Consider the following 17946-nt stretch of genomic DNA (forward strand, 5'->3'; position numbering starts at 1 on the left):
ATAATAGGACATATAGCAAAAGGGATACGAGGCATCCAGTCGCACTCGTACACCCCATTTCCATTTACTTATTTATATTCTGGATACCATTTCAAATCACGGACCGCTTTAGCCATATCTGTTTCTTGAGCACGTGCAAGACCTTGTTCTTGTGCTTTTTTAGCAACTGCTTCCGCTACTTTGATGGAAACATCGGCTACATACTTAAACGGAGGTAAGACTGGTGCTCCAGGTTGACCTGGATTGACAATCCCACTCAATGAATGTGCAGCGGCACCAATCATTTCATCTGTCAAGAGACTCGCTTCAGAGGCCAACATACCAAGTCCAAGACCTGGATAGATCAACGCATTGTTCGCTTGACCAATCACGTAGTCTACTCCTTTATAGGAAACTGTACCAGCTGGAATTCCTGTTGCAACAAACGCTTTTCCATCTGACCATTCAATCAAATCTTTGGCACTTGCTTCTGCGAGCTTCGTAGGATTAGACAATGGGAAGATCATTGGACGTTCAGTATTTTCACACATAGCCTCTACGATTTCTTTAGTGAAGGTATTTGGCTGAGTTGAAGTTCCCACAAGAATGGTTGGCTTAACCGTCTTCACTACTTCAAGAAGGTCCGTTAACTTATCCGCATTGGCAAAATCAGAGCGTTTCTTAGCAAATGGTTTTTGTTCTGGAGTTAGGTCGTCCATGTCATCAAAGAGGAGACCTTGTTTATCTACCATAAAGAAGCGTTTATAGGCTTCTTCTTCAGGCAGACCTTCACTAACCATTTCGCGAAGCACACGAGAGGCAATCCCTGCACCAGCAGTTCCACCACCATAGCAGAGGTAAACTTGATCCGTTAATTTTTCATCTGTAATATCCAGTGAACCAAAGATACCACCCAAGGTCACGATACCAGTTCCTTGGATATCATCGTTAAAGGTTGGAATTTGCTTCCGGTATTTTTCAAGAATGTTGGCAGCATTTAAGCGACCGAAATCTTCCCAGTGAAGGTAGAGTTTAGGGAAAAGACGTTCTGCAGTTTGGACAAATTGATCGATAAAATCATAGTAACGATCACCACGTACACGTTCGTGACGATTTCCTAAGTAATTAGGATTGTTACGCAATTCTTCACGGTTGGTACCTGCATCAATGACTAAAGGAAGCACCATGGAAGGATCAATTCCTGCAGCTCCAGTATAGACCATCAATTTCCCAACAGAAATATCGACACCATTTGTACCCCAGTCACCAATACCGAGAATACCTTCTGCATCTGTCACAACAATAAGACGAATTTCACGATCACCCGCTGCATTTTTCAAAGTTGTTTCGATATTTTCAGGGTGATTGATGTCAAGATAGGCCGCATATTGTGGATCTACAAAGAGGTCGCTATAACCCTCAATGGTATCAGCAATGGTTGGGTCATAGACAATGGGATTAAATTCTTCCAAATGTTGAGCAAACAGGTAATAGAAAAGGGTACGGTTGGTATTAAAAATTTCCATCAAGAATAAACGTTTTTCCAAATCGTTAACCTTTGTTTGCATTTGCGCATAAGTTTGTGCTGCTTGTTCTTCAATGGTTTGAACGTAAGGTGGCAGAAGGCCAATGAGACCTAGTTTCTGACGTTCCTCCAAGGTAAAGGCAGTTCCTTTGTTAAGGAAGGGGTTGTTTAAAATATCATGTGCAGTCATCATGTGACCTCCTTATTAGTTTATTCTATTATAACACTTTTTTGCTTTATATGACACTTTGTTCTATATATGATACAATATGAATGAGTCACTAAATGAAAATTTAGACGACGCACCCTAAAATGACGGAACTTCAAGCAATAACAAGATAATAGATTTATCCATTCCTTACTAAATCGTCCTGATCATCTTTTTAAAAAGCGAGATCCTTTCCACGTTTTTAGAAGGTTATTCCCATCAAAAATTAAAAATATGTTTCTTATAGCATACTTTGTTTTGTTTAAGGTGTTAATTTTGTTATTTAAAACTTGTATTCTGGTTACATGAAAACAAAACATTATTTACAACGGTATATAGCGCAAAAAGTCAAATATTTGCGAAATAAACAGAACATGAGTCAAGAGGAGCTGTCGGAACGGGCAGACCTTGGATTAAAATACATCAATCAATTGGAAAATCAAAATGTGAATCTGACCATTCACAGTCTTGAAAAAGTCATTTCTGCTCTTGAGTTAACTCCTGAAGAATTCTTCAATTTTGATTCACTCGAAGCATCTTCAGATCCTACCGATAGCCTTTCACTTAAGAGAGTAAATATGAAAATCAAACAACTTCCAGTTGGAAAAAGGGAGAAGTTCCTAAAGATTTTCGAAGATCTTTTAGATAGCCTTTAATTGTCCTCTGACTCACCTTAGATTGTAACAAACAAAAAATCATATAGTCAAATTAGCTATCACGGATAATTTTTTCTTATCCATTTCTGTCTATTTAGAAGAGGGAGCCCAATGAATCTTAAGGACTTTTATTATTTTTTTGATCTTAGTCAACAGCAATCCTTTACTGGGGTTGCGCAAAAACACGGGATCAGTCAACCATCCGTTTCCTATGCGATTAAACGACTAGAAAAGGAATTTCACTGCCAATTAATTGTGCACGATCCTTCTCACCGTACTTTCAAATTGACGCCCCAAGGAGAAATCTTGCTACGACATATTCAAAAGGTCTTACCTGAGATTCAAGGGGCAAAAAAAGAGATTCTACGGAGTCTCTCTCAATTCAATACGATTGGTTTCCCACCAATCATCATTGACTATCTTGTCCGAAAACAACCCGCCTTTATCAGTAATGTTGCAGCTCTTCAAAGTATCCATCCTGTTCAAGAAGGATCTGTCGAACTGTTGGAATTACTTTCCAAAGGAGAGCTAGATGCTAGTTTTTTGGGGAGTTTGGAACCGATTAAAGACCATCGCTTCCAGGTAAGAGAAATGGCCAAACGAGATCTCTTCTATATCCTTCATCACAACCATCCACTAGCCTCAAAAAAGATATTACAATTTTCAGACGTCATCAATGAAGATTTTATCATTCCAGATGAGCACTTTGTTCATTTAAAAGCCTTTGAACAGTTGAATGAGCGTTATCACCATAAGGCTACTCCCTTCTTTCAGACGGATGATATTCAGCTTCTAAAACAACTCCTTCGGAAACAAGTTGGAATTAGCTTACTAGCAGATCTTGCACTAACAGATGGTGAAGAAGAACTGATCGCGATTCCGATGGCAGAAAATGAACGGATTAGTTTTTACGTTTCATTAGTTGAACCGAAGGAAAGTAATCTCAAACCGGAGGTCATCCAATTCTTTGAAAAATTACTAAACTAGTCGCCATCTTTGTTCTTAGTGCTAATGTAGAAGCATAAATAAAGTAACTAGCTAGTATTTTTTACGTATAAAAATAAAGTAGAAACACCGATAAAATAAGGATTCCTGCAAATTTGTAGGAATCCTATTTTTTTCGTGAGTTTTGTGTATTTAAATTATTTCAGGTATATTTTTCTTGTTCGGTTTTTTATTAATAACTAGAGATATGAAAAGTCCAAAAGCCTTGATTAATATATCGTTGATAAGTTTTTAAAAACCGGTATCAGAGAAAATAGTTTATTAAAAAGGGGACGTATTTTGAAAAAATATACTATTTTACGTAAACAAACTCTAACCTTAGCTTCCGTTGTTTTAGGAACTGTCTTCACAGGAACTACTATTGCTTCTGCTGATGACGTCACACCTGCAACAACCCAAGCTGCTCCTGCAGCTTTTCCCAAAAATTGAAAAAAATCTCCCTTCTCTTTCGAGAAAGGAGATTTTCTTTTATGGGTGACCACCAGGTGCACCACCACCAGGGCCATCATTTCCTTGAGGGCCACCGCCAGGTGCTCCTCCGCCTCCAGGCATGGAATTGACGATTTCAGTTTGTTTTTCACCATTGAGGTAGATGTCTCCACCTGTGTAGGTCGCTGTTCCGTCAAAGTCAAAACCAGATTGACCTGTCATTTTGATGGTTCCTCCATTAACTGTAATATTACCGTTTGAATCAATTGGATCCGTGTCTCCTTGGCCAACTTCAACTGTTAAGTTCCCTCCATTCATGGTGAAGAAAATTTCACTTTGTTGGGCATTTTTGTTGGCTGCATTGACACCATCATCTGTCGCGTAAATAGTAATGTCCCCACCGTTGATGGTGATAGACTTACCTTCAAGCCCTTCTGTAGAGTTCTTGACTGTATAGGTTCCACTATCGATAACCAAATCACCTGAGGCATGGATACCATCATCACCTGCAGTAACGGTTATAGTGTTATCAGAGAGATACATGGTTCCAACAGATGTATCCTCATCATTGTCGACCTTGACACCATCTTCCTTAGCATCGATAGTCATTGTCGTTCCAGTAATGTTGAGTTCATCATTAACATTAAAGGCGTCTCCAACTGCTGTGATATTGTAGGTTCCGCCAGTGATGTGAAGTGTATCGTTGGCCTTAATACCATTGTTTTTCTTACCATCTACATTGAGAGTTCCTTTACCATTGATGGTCAAGTCCACTTTAGAGAAGAGGGCCGCGTCAGCCTTGTCATCACTATTTGAAGCTGAATCTGAGAGGCTATTGGTTGTCCCATCTGCTAGAGTTAAGTAAACATGGCCAGCTGATGTAGCAGAAATAGCTGCATTGGTATTGGTCATGGTGACACCATTTAGAACGATGTGTACGTCATCTGAACTTCCAGCTTCGATCTTGATTTGAACTCCATCAGATTGACCAGAAATCACATAGGTACCTGACTTAGAGATTGTAACGGTAGATCCTGATACGGCCACTCCGTCACCTGATACCGTCGCCGTTGATCCTGACAAAGTTACAGTTGCAGCTGTTTTTTCATCATAAGAAGTATCATAGTCCTTATCTGTAAAGTAACTAGATGTTTTCTTATTGGTAGTTACTGTTGTCGTTGCAGTACTATTGCTAGCTGTTGTATTTGAGGTTGACTGGGTACATGCTGTTACCAGTGCTAGAGTTGTTATACTTGTTAATAGGAATGTCCATTTTTTTGCTTTCATGCTCGTTTCCTCGTCTTTCATTTTACATGCTCTTAGTCTACGGGTCTTTCCTAAAAGAAGCCTAAACTTTTTCTGAAAGTTTTCTTAAGTTTAGTTTCAATTAAGTTAAATTTAACAAAAGTTTTAGAAACCCCCTCTAGAATTGTAGACAAGCAAGTTCACCTTGTTTAAAAATAGTATAACTGAAAGCAAGAGGAGAAAGACTTATGAAACCATTAGAAACAACTTTCAAACGGATTGAAACCAAATATATTGTCTCCAAAGATAAAATAGACAAACTCATCCAAGATTTAAAAGAATATTTAGTAGAAGACGACTATCCAATTTCAACTATTTCAAATATCTACTTTGATACGGAAGATTTTGATGTGCTCCAAGATGATGATTTTGGAAATAATCGAAAAGAAAAGGTTCGGATGCGGACCTATCTCAGTCAACCCAAAGCAGATAGTCAAGTATTTTTAGAAATCAAAACCAAGGATCAAGAAGGAGTTGGTCGCAAATTTAGACTACTCTCAACTCCTATTTCTATTCTTAATTTTATGACAAAAGGGCACCTGGATGCTAGCATTACTGATACAGTCGTCATTGAAAAAGTGAAAAAACTTCATCAGGATTACAAGCAGGCTATCCAGCCTCGTATGTACATCTACTACGATCGTTATTCATTAAAAGAAAAAAAATACATCGAGGGCTACGACTATAATAAAATTCGTATCACAATTGACCAAAATCTAGTCTATAGAGATGAAAATGTCAGTCTTTTCGCTGGAAACCATGGAGATGCTTTACTAGATGACAATACTGTAATTATGGAGATTAAGGCTCCTGGAAACAAACCCCAGTGGTTACAAAACATCCTAGACAAGTATGGTTTGATGGAGCACAAATTTTCAAAATACAGTTGTGCTTACCACAAATCTCAAGGGCTTCCTTATACACCACGTCCCAGTATAGAAAGCGCAGGTACTGCTTATGCTTAATCTATTTAATTCAATTTTCAACAATGCCACTGCAAGTGCTGATCCCTTCCAACTACTGCTGGCACTTCTAGTCAGTCTAGTCCTCGGTTTGGCACTTACTTGGACCTACAAATATCGGACCCTCTACACCAGAGAATTTGCTATCAGCTTGACTCTGCTTCCCTGCCTTATGACCTTAGTTATTTTTCTGGTCAATGGAAGCTTGGGAACTTCAATTGCTGTAGCAGGAACTTTTAGTTTGATTCGTTTCCGTTCTGCAACTAGTGGTTCAAGAGAACTGATTGCAATTTTCCTAGCCATGATTATCGGTCTGGCTTGTGGAACAGGCTATCTCTTCCTAGCAATTCTCTTCACGCTCTTTATCTTGGGCGTTTGGTTCCTTTTGGAAAATCAACAAGTCAAAACTGACAATCAACGTCGTAGACTTTTGACAATCACGGTAGCTAATCAATATAAGGTACAAGAAGCTATCCAATCAGCTCTTGACCAATTCTGCTCAGAAATTGACATGATTACGATCAATAGCACAAATGCAGGGGACAACCTTAGTATTGTCTATGAAGTCGAGCTAAAAACAGAGGTCGATGATTTCCAAGTGACTAGCTATCTTACACAAAATATTGATCAATGCGATGTGGTATTGACTAAAAAAGCTAAAAAGAGAAAGAATCTCTAAAAACGAAAAACGAGGCTGGGATAAAAATTCCGACCTCGTTTTTTGCTAGCAATAGGTTTTTGAAACTGAGACTGATTAGGCTTTCCAATTCCAAAGAGCTCTTGTGAAAAAGACTTCACTTTCTCTTTCTACAACCTTTAGTTTCCTTTAACTGGAATCTCTTTGATAACTCGTGCTGGATTTCCTGCTAGAACTACGTTGTCACCAAAGGATTTTGTAATGACCGCTCCTGCTCCTGCAACGACATTATCACCTAAAGTAACACCCGGTAGGACAATGACACCACCACCTGCCCAAAAATTCTTACCAATCGTGATGGGTTTGCCAAATTCTAGTCCCGAGTTTCGTTCGTCGGGGTCCAGTGGGTGAAGGGGTGTTAAAAATTGACAGTTGGGACCAATCATAGCATTGTCACCGATGGTTATAGGACAAACATCTAGCATAGTTAAATTCCAATTGGAATAAAAATTTTCTCCCAGATGAATATTGACCCCGTAATCTACCACCAATCGAGGATTGACATAGAGGTTTTGACCCGTAGAGCCAAACCATCCTTTGATGATTTCCATACCTTTTACTGGATCAACTTCTTCATTAAAAGCAGCTTGCTTTTGTCGCGCTGTTTGTGCTAGAGAACGGAGTTCTGGGTCGAATGGGTGATAGGGTTCCCCCACAATCATTTTTTGGTATTCAGTTTTCATATCTTGATGTCCTTGCTTTTTTAGATGATTGTAGCATAGTATTGTATCTCGAGCAAGTTAAAATAAGTCGCTCTTTATGAATTGAAAATGTGAGTAGAACGCAAACCTAACATTAAATACAAAAAGCGAGCAAAGCTAGTTTTCTGACAATCAGAATTCTGCCTTGTTCGCTTTTTTATCTAGTGGATCCTTCTTAAGAATCTATAGTGAATGATTAATCTTTTCATCTCAGATCTTAAGTAACACCTACTTATTCACTTACTTCAACAGTCTCAACGACTTCTTCTACAGTCGTATCTGTCGTATCTACTGAAGCTTCTTCTTGAGAAGATGCTAGGTAAGACTCTTCATTGATAGCTTGTGGTTCAAGGTTACGGTAACGTGCCATACCTGTACCAGCTGGGATAATCTTACCAATGATAACATTTTCCTTAAGGCCAAGGAGATGGTCTTTCTTACCACGGATAGCTGCATCTGTAAGGACACGAGTTGTTTCCTGGAAGGAAGCCGCTGATAAGAAACTATTTGTTTCAAGTGAGGCTTTGGTGATTCCCATAAGGACTGGACGACCTGTCGCTGGCACTCCACCTGCGATAAGAACATCCTTGTTAGCATCTGTAAAGTCGTTGATGTCCATAAGTGTTCCCATGAGAAGATCTGTGTCTCCTGGATCCATAACTCGAACTTTACGGATCATTTGACGAACCATTACCTCGATGTGTTTGTCACCGATTTCTACCCCTTGGCTACGGTAAACTTTTTGTACTTCACCGAGGAGGTAAGTTTCAACTGATAAGACATCACGTACAGCAAGGAGACGTTTTGGTTGGATAGAACCTTCTGTCAATGCTGCACCACGAGAGACTTGGTCCCCAACTTCAACACGCATACGAGCTGTAAATGGTACCACATATTCTCCTTCTCCAGTTTCACCTTTAACGAAGACTTTCTTAGTACGAGTTGAAGCATCTTCTTCGATAGCAGTAACTTGTCCTTTGACCTCTGTGATAACCGCTTCCCCTTTAGGATTGCGGGCTTCAAAGATTTCTTGGACACGAGGAAGACCCTGAGTGATATCGGTATTTGAGGCAACCCCACCCGTGTGGAAGGTACGCATTGTAAGCTGTGTACCAGGTTCCCCGATAGATTGAGCAGCGATTGTACCAACTGCTTCACCAACTTCAACCGCATCACCAGTCGCCAAGTTGATACCATAACAGTGACGGCAGACACCATGACGAGTGTTACATGTAAATACAGAGCGGATAGTCACTTCTTCAACACCAGCATTGACGATTTCACGTGCCTTGTCTTCTGTGATCAATTCATTTGGACCAATGATAACTGCACCAGTTTCTGGGTGTTTAACAGTTTTCTTAGTGTAACGACCATTGAGACGTTCTTCAAGAGACTCAATCATCTCTTTACCTTCAGTAATAGAACGGATCAAGAGACCACGGTCTGTTCCACAGTCATCCTCACGGATGATCACGTCTTGGGCAACGTCAACCAAACGACGAGTCAAGTAACCTGAGTCGGCTGTCTTAAGGGCCGTATCGGTCATACCTTTACGAGCACCGTGAGTTGAGAAGAACATTTCCAATACAGACAAACCTTCACGGAAGTTTGAAAGGATTGGCAATTCCATGATACGTCCATTCGGAGCAGCCATCAGACCACGCATACCGGCAAGCTGTGAGAAGTTTGAGATGTTCCCACGGGCTCCAGAGTCCATCATCATAACGATTGGGTTCTTAGGATCTTGGTTGGCAATCAAGCGTTTCTCCAATTTTTCACGGGCAGCACGCCATTCAGCTGTTACAGCATTGTAACGTTCGTCGTCTGTGATCATACCACGACGGAATTGTTTAGTGATTTGTTCTACACGTTTGTGTGATTCTTCAATGATTTCAGCCTTGTCTTCAACAACTGGGATATCGGCAATACCCACTGTCAATCCTGCAAGAGTTGAGTGGTGGTAACCGAGGTTCTTCATACGGTCAAGTAGGGCAGAAGTTTCTGTCGTACGGAAACGTTTGAAGATTTCAGCGATGATATTTCCAAGGTTTTTCTTCTTGAATGGAGGGTTAAGCTCAAGTTTGCTGATAGCTTCCTTGATATCTCCACCTAGTGGCAAGAAGTATTTGTCTGGAACACCTTCTGTCAAGTTGGCGTTATTTGGCTCTTGCAAGTAAGGTAGACCTTCTGGCATGATATCGTTGAAGAGAATCTTACCAACAGTTGTAAGCAAGACTTTATGTTTTTGCTCTTCTGTCCATGGTTTGTTGAGGCTGTCTGTTGCAATACCTACACGTGAGTGAAGGTGAACATAACCATTGCGGTAAGCCATGACAGCTTCGTCACGGTCTTTGAAGACCATGCCTTCACCTTCACGACCAGCTTCTTCCATAGTCAAGTAGTAGTTACCCAAAACCATGTCCTGAGATGGAGTAACAACTGGTTTACCATCTTTAGGGTTCAAGATGTGCTCAGCCGCAAGCATCAAGATACGCGCTTCTGCTTGAGCTTCTTCTGAAAGCGGTACGTGGATGGCCATTTGGTCCCCGTCGAAGTCGGCATTGTAGGCCTCACAGACAAGTGGGTGCAAGCGAAGAGCTTTACCGTCAATCAAGACAGGTTCAAAGGCTTGGATACCCAAACGGTGAAGGGTCGGTGCGCGGTTCAAAAGCACTGGGTGTTCTTTGATCACTTCTTCAAGGATATCCCAGATGCGTTCGTCTCCACGTTCTACCAAGCGTTTGGCCGCTTTAACGTTTTGCACGATATCACGCGCTACGATTTCACGCATAACGAATGGTTTAAAGAGCTCGATAGCCATTTCACGTGGCACACCACATTGGTACATCTTAAGAGTTGGACCAACGGCGATAACGGAACGTCCTGAGAAGTCAACACGTTTACCGAGCAAGTTTTGACGGAAGCGTCCTTGTTTACCTTTAAGCATGTGGCTCAATGATTTAAGTGGACGGCTACCTGGTCCTGTGATTGGACGACCACGACGACCATTGTCAATCAAAGCGTCAACCGCTTCTTGAAGCATACGCTTCTCATTTTGAACGATGATACCTGGTGCATTCAACTCAAGCAAGCGAGCCAAACGGTTGTTACGGTTGATAACACGACGGTAAAGGTCGTTCAAGTCAGATGAGGCAAAACGGCCACCATCCAACTGCAACATTGGACGAAGATCTGGTGGAATAACTGGAAGAATGTTAAGAATCATCCATTCAGGTTTATTTCCAGACTTGTAAAAGGCATCCAAAACATCCAAACGACGGATGGCTTTGATACGTTTTTGCCCAGTTGCTGTCTTCAATTCTTCTTTAAGCTCAGCAATTTCTTTTTCAAGATCTACTTGTTTCAAGAGGTCTTGGATAGCTTCGGCACCCATTTTAGCAACGAATGATCCGTAGCCATATTCACGCAAGCGCTCACGATATTCACGCTCTGTCATGATAGATTTGTGCTCAAGTGGTGTATCCTTTGGATCAATCACCACGTAAGCAGCAAAGTAGATTACTTCCTCGAGGGCACGAGGACTCATATCAAGGGTCAAGCCCATACGGCTTGGAATTCCCTTGAAATACCAGATATGAGATACAGGAGCTTTCAACTCGATGTGTCCCATACGTTCACGACGAACTTTTGTACGCGTTACTTCAACACCACAACGGTCACAAACAATCCCTCTGTAACGAATGCGTTTGTACTTACCACAAGCACATTCCCAGTCTTTTGTAGGACCAAAGATGACTTCGTCAAATAGTCCTTCACGTTCTGGTTTCAACGTACGGTAATTGATTGTTTCAGGTTTTTTGACTTCTCCATAAGACCATGAACGGACTTTACTTGGAGAAGCTAGTGTGATTTGCATACTTTTAAAACGATTTACGTCAACCACTATTTCTTCCCTTTCTATTCTAAGTGAGCTACTTATTCTTGTTCAGTAGCTTCTTCTGTTGCTTCCGCTTTTGCACCTTCTTCAGCTTCAAAAGCAGCTTTTGCTTCTTCAGCAGCTTTTTTACGTGCTTTTTCAAGGTCATCTACGTGGATGACATCTTCGTCCATGCCCTCATCAAGATCACGAAGTTCAACTTCTTGATCATCTTCGTCAAGGACACGCATGTCAAGACCAAGTGATTGCAATTCTTTAACAAGAACTCGGAAGGATTCTGGAACACCTGGTTTTGGAATTGGTTTTCCTTTTGTAATAGCTTCATAAGCTTTCAAACGTCCGTTGATATCGTCAGACTTGTAAGTCAAGATTTCTTGAAGGACATTTGATGCACCATAGGCTTCAAGCGCCCAAACCTCCATCTCACCGAAACGTTGTCCACCAAACTGAGCTTTACCTCCGAGTGGTTGTTGCGTAACGGTTGAGTATGGTCCGACTGAACGAGCGTGCAATTTATCATCAACCATGTGGTGGAGTTTGATCATGTACATGACACCAACTGACACACGGTTATCAAATGGTTCACCAGTACGTCCATCGTAAAGGATAGTCTTAGCATCGCTATCCATACCTGCTTCCTTAACAGTTGACCAAAGATCTTCTGAACTTGCTCCGTCAAAGACTGGTGTTGCGATGTGGATACCAAGAGTACGAGCTGCCATACCAAGGTGAAGTTCCATTACCTGACCGATATTCATACGTGACGGCACCCCAAGTGGGTTCAACATGATATCAACTGGAGTTCCGTCTGGAAGGTAAGGCATGTCTTCTACAGGAACGATACGAGAAACAACCCCTTTGTTTCCGTGACGTCCGGCCATCTTATCTCCGACCTTAATCTTACGTTTTTGAGCGATGTAAACACGAACCAGCATGTTAACACCTGATTGCAACTCATCACCGTTTGCACGTGTAAAGATCTTCACATCACGAACGACACCATCGGCACCGTGTGGTACACGAAGAGAAGTGTCACGAACTTCACGAGATTTGTCTCCGAAGATAGCGTGCAAGAGGCGTTCTTCAGCAGAAAGATCTTTTTCACCCTTAGGTGTTACTTTACCTACAAGGATATCCCCTTCTTTAACCTCAGCACCAATACGGATGATACCCATTTCGTCAAGGTCTTTAAGAGCATCTTCACCAACGTTTGGAATTTCACGAGTGATTTCTTCAGGCCCAAGCTTTGTATCGCGTGTTTCTGATTCGTATTCTTCAAGGTGGACAGATGTATAGACATCGTCTTTCACCAAGCGTTCGCTCATGATAACGGCGTCCTCGAAGTTGTAACCTTCCCATGTCATGTAGGCAACGATTGGGTTTTGTCCAAGCGCCATTTCTCCATTTTCCATAGAAGGTCCATCTGCAATAAAGTCGCCTTTTTCTACAAGATCACCAACTTTAACAAGCGTACGTTGGTTGTAGGCAGTACCTGAGTTTGAACGACGGAATTTTTGGATATGGTAAACATCCAATGAGCCGTCTTCACGACGAACTTCTACCTTGTCAGCATCGGCATAAGTAACTTTACCATCATACTGAGCAATTACAGCCGCTCCAGAGTCGTGGGCTGCTTGATATTCCATACCAGTACCAACGTAAGGTGCTTTTGGATCAATCAATGGTACAGCCTGACGTTGCATGTTGGCACCCATGAGGGCACGGTTGGAGTCATCGTTTTCCAAGAAAGGAATACATGCTGTCGCAACAGCAACTACCTGTTTAGGAGAAACGTCCATGTAATCAACACTTGAAGCTGGGTATTCTTGGTTAACCCCTTGGTGACGTCCCATGACAACTTTTTCAGCAAAAGTGCCATCTGCGTTCAATTTAGAGTTAGCCTGTGCTACTGTGTACTCATCTTCTTCATCAGCAGTCAACCAAACGATTTCGTTAGTTACTTTTCCAGTTTCACGATCAACCTTACGATATGGTGTTTGAATGAAACCATACTTATTGAGGTGTCCGTATGAAGACAAGTTGTTGATCAAACCGATGTTTGGTCCCTCAGGTGTCTCGATTGGACACATACGACCATAGTGAGTGTAGTGCACGTCACGCACTTCATATCCAGCGCGGTCACGTGTCAAACCACCAGGTCCTAAGGCAGACAAACGACGTTTGTGTGACAACTCAGAAAGCGGGTTGTGTTGGTCCATGAACTGTGACAATTGAGAAGAACCAAAGAATTCTTTGATTGCTGCAGTTACTGGACGGATATTGATAATTTGTTGTGGTGTTAGTACTTCGTTATCTTGAACAGACATACGTTCACGAACGTTACGTTCCATACGTGAAAGTCCAAGACGCACTTGGTTGGCAAGCAATTCACCAACAGCACGAATACGACGATTTCCAAGGTGGTCGATATCATCCACACGACCAATACCTTCTGCTAAGTTGAGGAAGTAGCTCATCTCAGCCAAGATATCTGCAGGCGTTACGATACGAACCTTGTCATCTGGATTTGCATTACCGATGATAGTTACAACACGGTCTGGATCAGTTGGTGCAACAACCTTGAATTTTTGAAGAACAACTGGCTCTGTTACTACAGCAGCATCATTTGGAATGTAGACAATCTTGTTCAAATCGCCATCCAAATGGCTTTCAATGCTCTCAATCACGCTACGAGTCATGATTGTTCCAGCTTCTACCAAGATTTCACCTGTTTCAGGGTCTACCAATGGTTCAGCAATAGTTTGGTTGAGCAAACGTGTTTTAACATTGAGTTTTTTATTGATCTTGTAACGACCAACTGCAGCCAAGTCATAACGACGTGGGTCAAAGAAACGAGCTACAAGCAAGCTACGTGAGCTTTCAGCAGTCTTAGGCTCACCTGGACGAAGGCGTTCGTAAATTTCCTTCAAAGCTTCGTCTGTACGAGAGTCCATTGGGTTCTTGTGAATATCTTTTTCAACAGTGTTACGAACAAGATCACTGTCACCAAAGATATCAAAGATTTCATCATCACCTGAGAAACCAAGCGCACGAACCAAGGTCGTAAATGGAATCTTACGAGTACGGTCGATACGAGTGTAGGCGATGTCTTTTGAGTCGCTTTCAAGTTCCAACCAAGCTCCACGGTTAGGGATAACAGTTGAACCGTAACCCACTTTACCATTTTTGTCTACCTTGTCATTAAAGTAAACACCTGGAGAACGCACCAACTGTGATACGATGATACGTTCACCACCGTTGATGATAAAGGTTCCCATCTCAGTCATGATTGGGAAATCACCAAAGAATACTTCCTGTGTCTTGATTTCGCCAGTTTCTTTGTTAATCAAGCGGAAGGTTACAAAGATAGGTGCTGAGTAGCTGGCATCGTGGATACGAGCTTCTTCAAGCGTATATTTAGGTTCTTTGATTTCGTAGCCAACAAATTCCAACTCCATTGTGTCTGTGAAGTTTGAAATTGGCAATACATCTTCAAACACTTCCTTCAGACCATGGTCTAGGAAATCTTTGAATGAATCAGTTTGAATTTCAATCAAATTTGGTAAGTCAAGAACTTCTTTGATTCTTGAAAAACTACGACGGGTACGATGTTTCCCGTATTGAACGTCATGTCCTGCCAAGATGATTCTCCTTTTTAAATAAAGTTCCAAGCTTAGTGATCTAAGCTAGTAATTATCGTTAGATGGTTCTAAAAACCCTATCAACTTATCCCCCTCGACTAATTTTCAGAATCTTTAAATCTTTGTTACAAAGGCCGAAAAACCTGAAAAAAAGCACAAAAAGAGCAGCTAAATCCGACTTTTTCAGGAGATTTAACTGCTGTGAGCCTTGTCCGGACAATATTTCAGACAAAACCTACGACAAATGATTATTTATATTATACCCTATTTAGCTAGATTTTTCAAGGTTTTAAAATATTTTTCTCTTCCTCTAATCCGTTAATTATCTACATCTTTCTTTGGAAAATCAAGTCCATATTTAGGAAAACGCTTGCCTTAACTATTCCCTCATGCTATACTGTTATTGAAATTATAGACAGGAGACATTTTATGAAAACAGCTAAAACCACTGTTACAATCGTTTCTGCACTTGCATCTGTCATCTTATTGACCAGCTGCGCCACAAAATCCACAGAAACACAAACATCCGCTAATAACTCATCTGACAATCAGATTACAATGACTTACGACCAACTACGGTCTAGAGAAAATACCATGTCAACTCTCTGGTATCAAAAAGCGGCCGAAACAAAAGCCTTGTATCTACAAGGTTATAATGTTGCTACAGATCGTCTAAAGGAATTACTGAAAACAGAATCAGACAAGCCTTATTCGATTGTTTTGGACTTGGACGAAACGGTCCTAGATAACAGTCCTTATCAAGTTCAAAATGTCAAAGATGGAACAGCATTCACACCTGAAAATTGGGATGTTTGGGTCCAAAAAGCTGCAGCAAAAGCCGTCCCAGGTGCTAAAGATTTTCTTCAGTTTGCCGATCAAAACGGTGTCCAAATCTACTATATTTCTGACCGTTCAGTCGACCAAGTAGATGCTACCATTAAAAATCTAGAAAGCGAAGGTATTCCTGTACAAGGACGTGATCACCTCATGTTCCTAGAAAGTGGTGTGAAATCCAAAGAAGGTCGTCGACAAGCGGTTCAAGAAAAGACAAATCTTGTGTTACTATTTGGTGATAACCTTGTAGACTTTGCAGAATTTTCTAAGACTTCTGAAGCTGATCGTGACAAACAACTTGAAGAATTGCAAAAAGAATTTGGTGAAAAATTCATCATCTTCCCAAATCCAATGTATGGATCATGGGAAACAGCAGTTTACGGTGGTAATAAACTAGATGCCAAGGGACAAGTAGAAGAACGCGAAAAGGCTTTACAAGGCTTTGACAAGTAATGAAAACTTGGTATTCAATAAGGCCATAAGTACAAGAAGAAGTGCAAAAGCTCTTTAACTGACAAAACTCAAAAAAGCGGACAAGAGAGGATTCTGATAACCAGAAAACTTTCCTGTTCGCTTTTATCATGTGAATCGTATCTTAATGAGCCAGCATTTCTTGGGCGATTTCTTGACCAGATAAGCCATCTGGATAGTAGGTTGGCCAGTTATCCATTTCTTCAAAGAGGGCTTCTTGGCTAGTACCACCAAAGAAGATATGGAAGTGCCCAGTCTTAACTGGTGCGATATTGTGGTCGCTAAATTGAACATACTTGAATTGTCCAGCATCCGCGTCTGTCGCTTCAAAGAGATAACGAACTCCTCGATTCCCTTTCTTATAAGTCAAAATTTTCTTGCCGACATACTTGTATGTATATTTCTTACTTTGGTCACCTTGGATGAATTCCATAGTATTATCCGTGATATTAATCTTAGATACATCAGTTTGATAGCCTTTTTGATAGTAGGCTTTGTATTCATCCTTGGTCATTTTGCCAGTCAATTTAGCCTTGTAGTCAAAGACTTGATCTAGAGTTCCATTTTCAAGGAAAGGATAGACTGACTGCCAGTTGCCAGCATAGTCACTCAAGGTACGATCCTTGACATCGGCATCTTCAAAGTAACCATTTTGAACGGTTTTAGTCTCCTCTGCTTTTTCTGGCTCAATTTCTGCTCCTGCTTGGTCCGTTGTTTGCTTGAGGGCCTTGAGATTTTTCTCCATGACAGAGATATAGTTTTCACCGGCCTTCATGTCCTCTTCGGTCAAGCTTTCTAGAGGATTCAGAACGTCTAACTTAACTCCTGTTTCTTTTGAAAGAGTATTAGCTAGAGCTTGAGAGGCATTTTCTTCAAAGTAGATATAAGAAATCTTGTTTTTCTTGATGTACTCGGTCAATTCTGCCAAGCGACTTGCTGAAGGCTCCGCATCTGGGGAAAGACCTGAGATAGAAACTTGATTGAGTCCGTAATCTAAAGCTAGATAACGGAAGGCCGCGTGTTGAGTCACAAAACTCTTTTGTTTAGCACTAGAAAGTCCTTCACTATAGGCCTTGTCCAAGGCTTGTAGTTTTTCGATATAGGCTGCTGCATTTTGTTCAAAAGTCGCCTTCTTATCTGGATAGTCAGCTGATAAACTGTCACGAATGTGCTCTACAAGCTTAATGGCACGCGCAGGAGACAACCATACATGAGGGTCATACTCGTGATGATGGCCTTCTTCACCATGGTCATGGTCTTCCTCTTCCTCACTACCTGGAAGAAGCAACATATCTCCAGTAGCCTTGATTGTTTTTACTTTTTTCGCATCTAGTGAATCTAAAAGCTTGGGAACCCATGTTTCCATGTTCTCATTTTCATAAACGAAGGCATCAGCGTCTTGGATTTTAGCAACTGCCTTAGGCGATGGTTCATAATCATGTGGTTCTGTCCCTGCCCCAATCAAGAGCTCGACATTGGCTGTGTCGCCTGCTACTTGTTTGGTAAATTCGTAAACAGGGTAGAATGTTGTGACGATATTTAATTTTCCGTCTGCCTGTTTTTGATTGGAACAAGCCACTAAGAATACCGTCACAAGACTTGCCAAAAGTAGGCCTAGTTTTTTCATTTTTTTCT

The 17946-nt window shown here is 41.2% G+C and carries 12 protein-coding genes; 6 read left to right on the forward strand and 6 right to left on the reverse strand.

Features of this window, described 5'->3' with window-relative positions; all coding sequences use genetic code 11:
* Positions 1 to 68: 68 nt before the first annotated feature.
* On the reverse strand, positions 69 to 1694 hold the full coding sequence (locus tag PCY08_RS01255) for a malolactic enzyme (protein WP_045762637.1): 1626 nt from the start codon (positions 1692 to 1694) through the stop codon (positions 69 to 71).
* A gap of 323 nt (positions 1695 to 2017) precedes the next feature.
* On the opposite strand from PCY08_RS01255, the gene PCY08_RS01260 reads away from it, so the two are divergent.
* From PCY08_RS01260 to PCY08_RS01270, 3 genes are all read left to right on the forward strand, one after another.
* Positions 2018 to 2368 carry a helix-turn-helix domain-containing protein gene (locus PCY08_RS01260; RefSeq protein ID WP_045762636.1) on the forward strand — a complete coding sequence of 117 codons (351 nt, stop codon included), beginning with the start codon at positions 2018 to 2020 and terminating at the stop codon, positions 2366 to 2368.
* A gap of 111 nt (positions 2369 to 2479) precedes the next feature.
* Positions 2480 to 3355 (forward strand): LysR family transcriptional regulator, encoded by an 876-nt coding sequence (locus PCY08_RS01265; protein WP_045762621.1) that lies wholly within the window; start codon positions 2480 to 2482, stop codon positions 3353 to 3355.
* A 297-nt stretch (positions 3356 to 3652) separates the two neighbouring features.
* A complete protein-coding gene (locus PCY08_RS01270; RefSeq protein ID WP_241768464.1) occupies positions 3653 to 3802 on the forward strand; it encodes a hypothetical protein in 150 nt (49 codons plus the stop codon).
* Between the two features lie 39 nt (positions 3803 to 3841).
* Here the strand turns inward: PCY08_RS01270 and PCY08_RS01275 are convergent, their stop codons facing one another.
* Entirely contained in the window at positions 3842 to 5089 is a 1248-nt protein-coding gene (locus tag PCY08_RS01275) for a carbohydrate-binding domain-containing protein (protein ID WP_301559179.1), read from the reverse strand.
* A 206-nt stretch (positions 5090 to 5295) separates the two neighbouring features.
* Between PCY08_RS01275 and PCY08_RS01280 the strand changes: the two genes are divergently transcribed.
* Together PCY08_RS01280 and PCY08_RS01285 are read left to right on the forward strand one after the other, a co-directional pair.
* Positions 5296 to 6072: a polyphosphate polymerase domain-containing protein gene (locus PCY08_RS01280; protein ID WP_045762620.1), complete on the forward strand. Its 777-nt coding sequence runs from the start codon at positions 5296 to 5298 to the stop codon at positions 6070 to 6072.
* Positions 6065 to 6748 carry a DUF4956 domain-containing protein gene (locus PCY08_RS01285; RefSeq protein WP_301559180.1) on the forward strand — a complete coding sequence of 228 codons (684 nt, stop codon included), beginning with the start codon at positions 6065 to 6067 and terminating at the stop codon, positions 6746 to 6748. The genes PCY08_RS01280 and PCY08_RS01285 overlap by 8 nt, the downstream gene beginning before the upstream one ends.
* 137 nt (positions 6749 to 6885) lie before the next feature.
* Here the strand turns inward: PCY08_RS01285 and PCY08_RS01290 are convergent, their stop codons facing one another.
* The 3 genes from PCY08_RS01290 to PCY08_RS01300 all read right to left on the reverse strand — a co-directional run bounded on the left by PCY08_RS01290 (position 6886) and on the right by PCY08_RS01300 (position 15006).
* Positions 6886 to 7449 carry a sugar O-acetyltransferase gene (locus PCY08_RS01290; protein WP_223140257.1) on the reverse strand — a complete coding sequence of 188 codons (564 nt, stop codon included), beginning with the start codon at positions 7447 to 7449 and terminating at the stop codon, positions 6886 to 6888.
* Positions 7450 to 7699: 250 nt separating this feature from the next.
* Complete coding sequence (gene rpoC, locus PCY08_RS01295; RefSeq protein WP_301559181.1) at positions 7700 to 11371, reverse strand: DNA-directed RNA polymerase subunit beta'; 3672 nt, start codon at positions 11369 to 11371, stop codon at positions 7700 to 7702.
* Positions 11372 to 11403: 32 nt separating this feature from the next.
* Positions 11404 to 15006, reverse strand: a complete 3603-nt coding sequence (locus tag PCY08_RS01300; protein WP_301559182.1) for a DNA-directed RNA polymerase subunit beta — start codon at positions 15004 to 15006, stop codon at positions 11404 to 11406.
* A 429-nt stretch (positions 15007 to 15435) separates the two neighbouring features.
* On the opposite strand from PCY08_RS01300, the gene PCY08_RS01305 reads away from it, so the two are divergent.
* On the forward strand, positions 15436 to 16293 hold the full coding sequence (locus PCY08_RS01305) for a 5'-nucleotidase, lipoprotein e(P4) family (RefSeq protein WP_045762615.1): 858 nt from the start codon (positions 15436 to 15438) through the stop codon (positions 16291 to 16293).
* A 142-nt stretch (positions 16294 to 16435) separates the two neighbouring features.
* Here the strand turns inward: PCY08_RS01305 and PCY08_RS01310 are convergent, their stop codons facing one another.
* Positions 16436 to 17938: a zinc ABC transporter substrate-binding protein AdcA gene (locus PCY08_RS01310; RefSeq protein WP_223140260.1), complete on the reverse strand. Its 1503-nt coding sequence runs from the start codon at positions 17936 to 17938 to the stop codon at positions 16436 to 16438.
* Positions 17939 to 17946 lie beyond the last annotated feature (8 nt).

This window comes from Streptococcus sp. SO4 (genome assembly GCF_030440055.1).
Lineage (GTDB): Bacteria > Bacillota > Bacilli > Lactobacillales > Streptococcaceae > Streptococcus > Streptococcus nidrosiense.

What these genes read in the sequence shown, in the direction of transcription:
- PCY08_RS01265 (WP_045762621.1), top strand. Translation starts at nt 2,480, where the DNA reads ATGAATCTTAAGGACTTTTATTATTTTTTTGATCTTAGTCAACAGCAA.
- PCY08_RS01255 (WP_045762637.1), bottom strand. Translation starts at nt 1,694, where the DNA reads ATGACTGCACATGATATTTTAAACAACCCCTTCCTTAACAAAGGAACT.
- PCY08_RS01260 (WP_045762636.1), top strand. Translation starts at nt 2,018, where the DNA reads ATGAAAACAAAACATTATTTACAACGGTATATAGCGCAAAAAGTCAAA.
- PCY08_RS01290 (WP_223140257.1), bottom strand. Translation starts at nt 7,449, where the DNA reads ATGAAAACTGAATACCAAAAAATGATTGTGGGGGAACCCTATCACCCA.
- PCY08_RS01305 (WP_045762615.1), top strand. Translation starts at nt 15,436, where the DNA reads ATGAAAACAGCTAAAACCACTGTTACAATCGTTTCTGCACTTGCATCT.
- PCY08_RS01280 (WP_045762620.1), top strand. Translation starts at nt 5,296, where the DNA reads ATGAAACCATTAGAAACAACTTTCAAACGGATTGAAACCAAATATATT.
- PCY08_RS01285 (WP_301559180.1), top strand. Translation starts at nt 6,065, where the DNA reads ATGCTTAATCTATTTAATTCAATTTTCAACAATGCCACTGCAAGTGCT.
- PCY08_RS01275 (WP_301559179.1), bottom strand. Translation starts at nt 5,089, where the DNA reads ATGAAAGCAAAAAAATGGACATTCCTATTAACAAGTATAACAACTCTA.
- PCY08_RS01310 (WP_223140260.1), bottom strand. Translation starts at nt 17,938, where the DNA reads ATGAAAAAACTAGGCCTACTTTTGGCAAGTCTTGTGACGGTATTCTTA.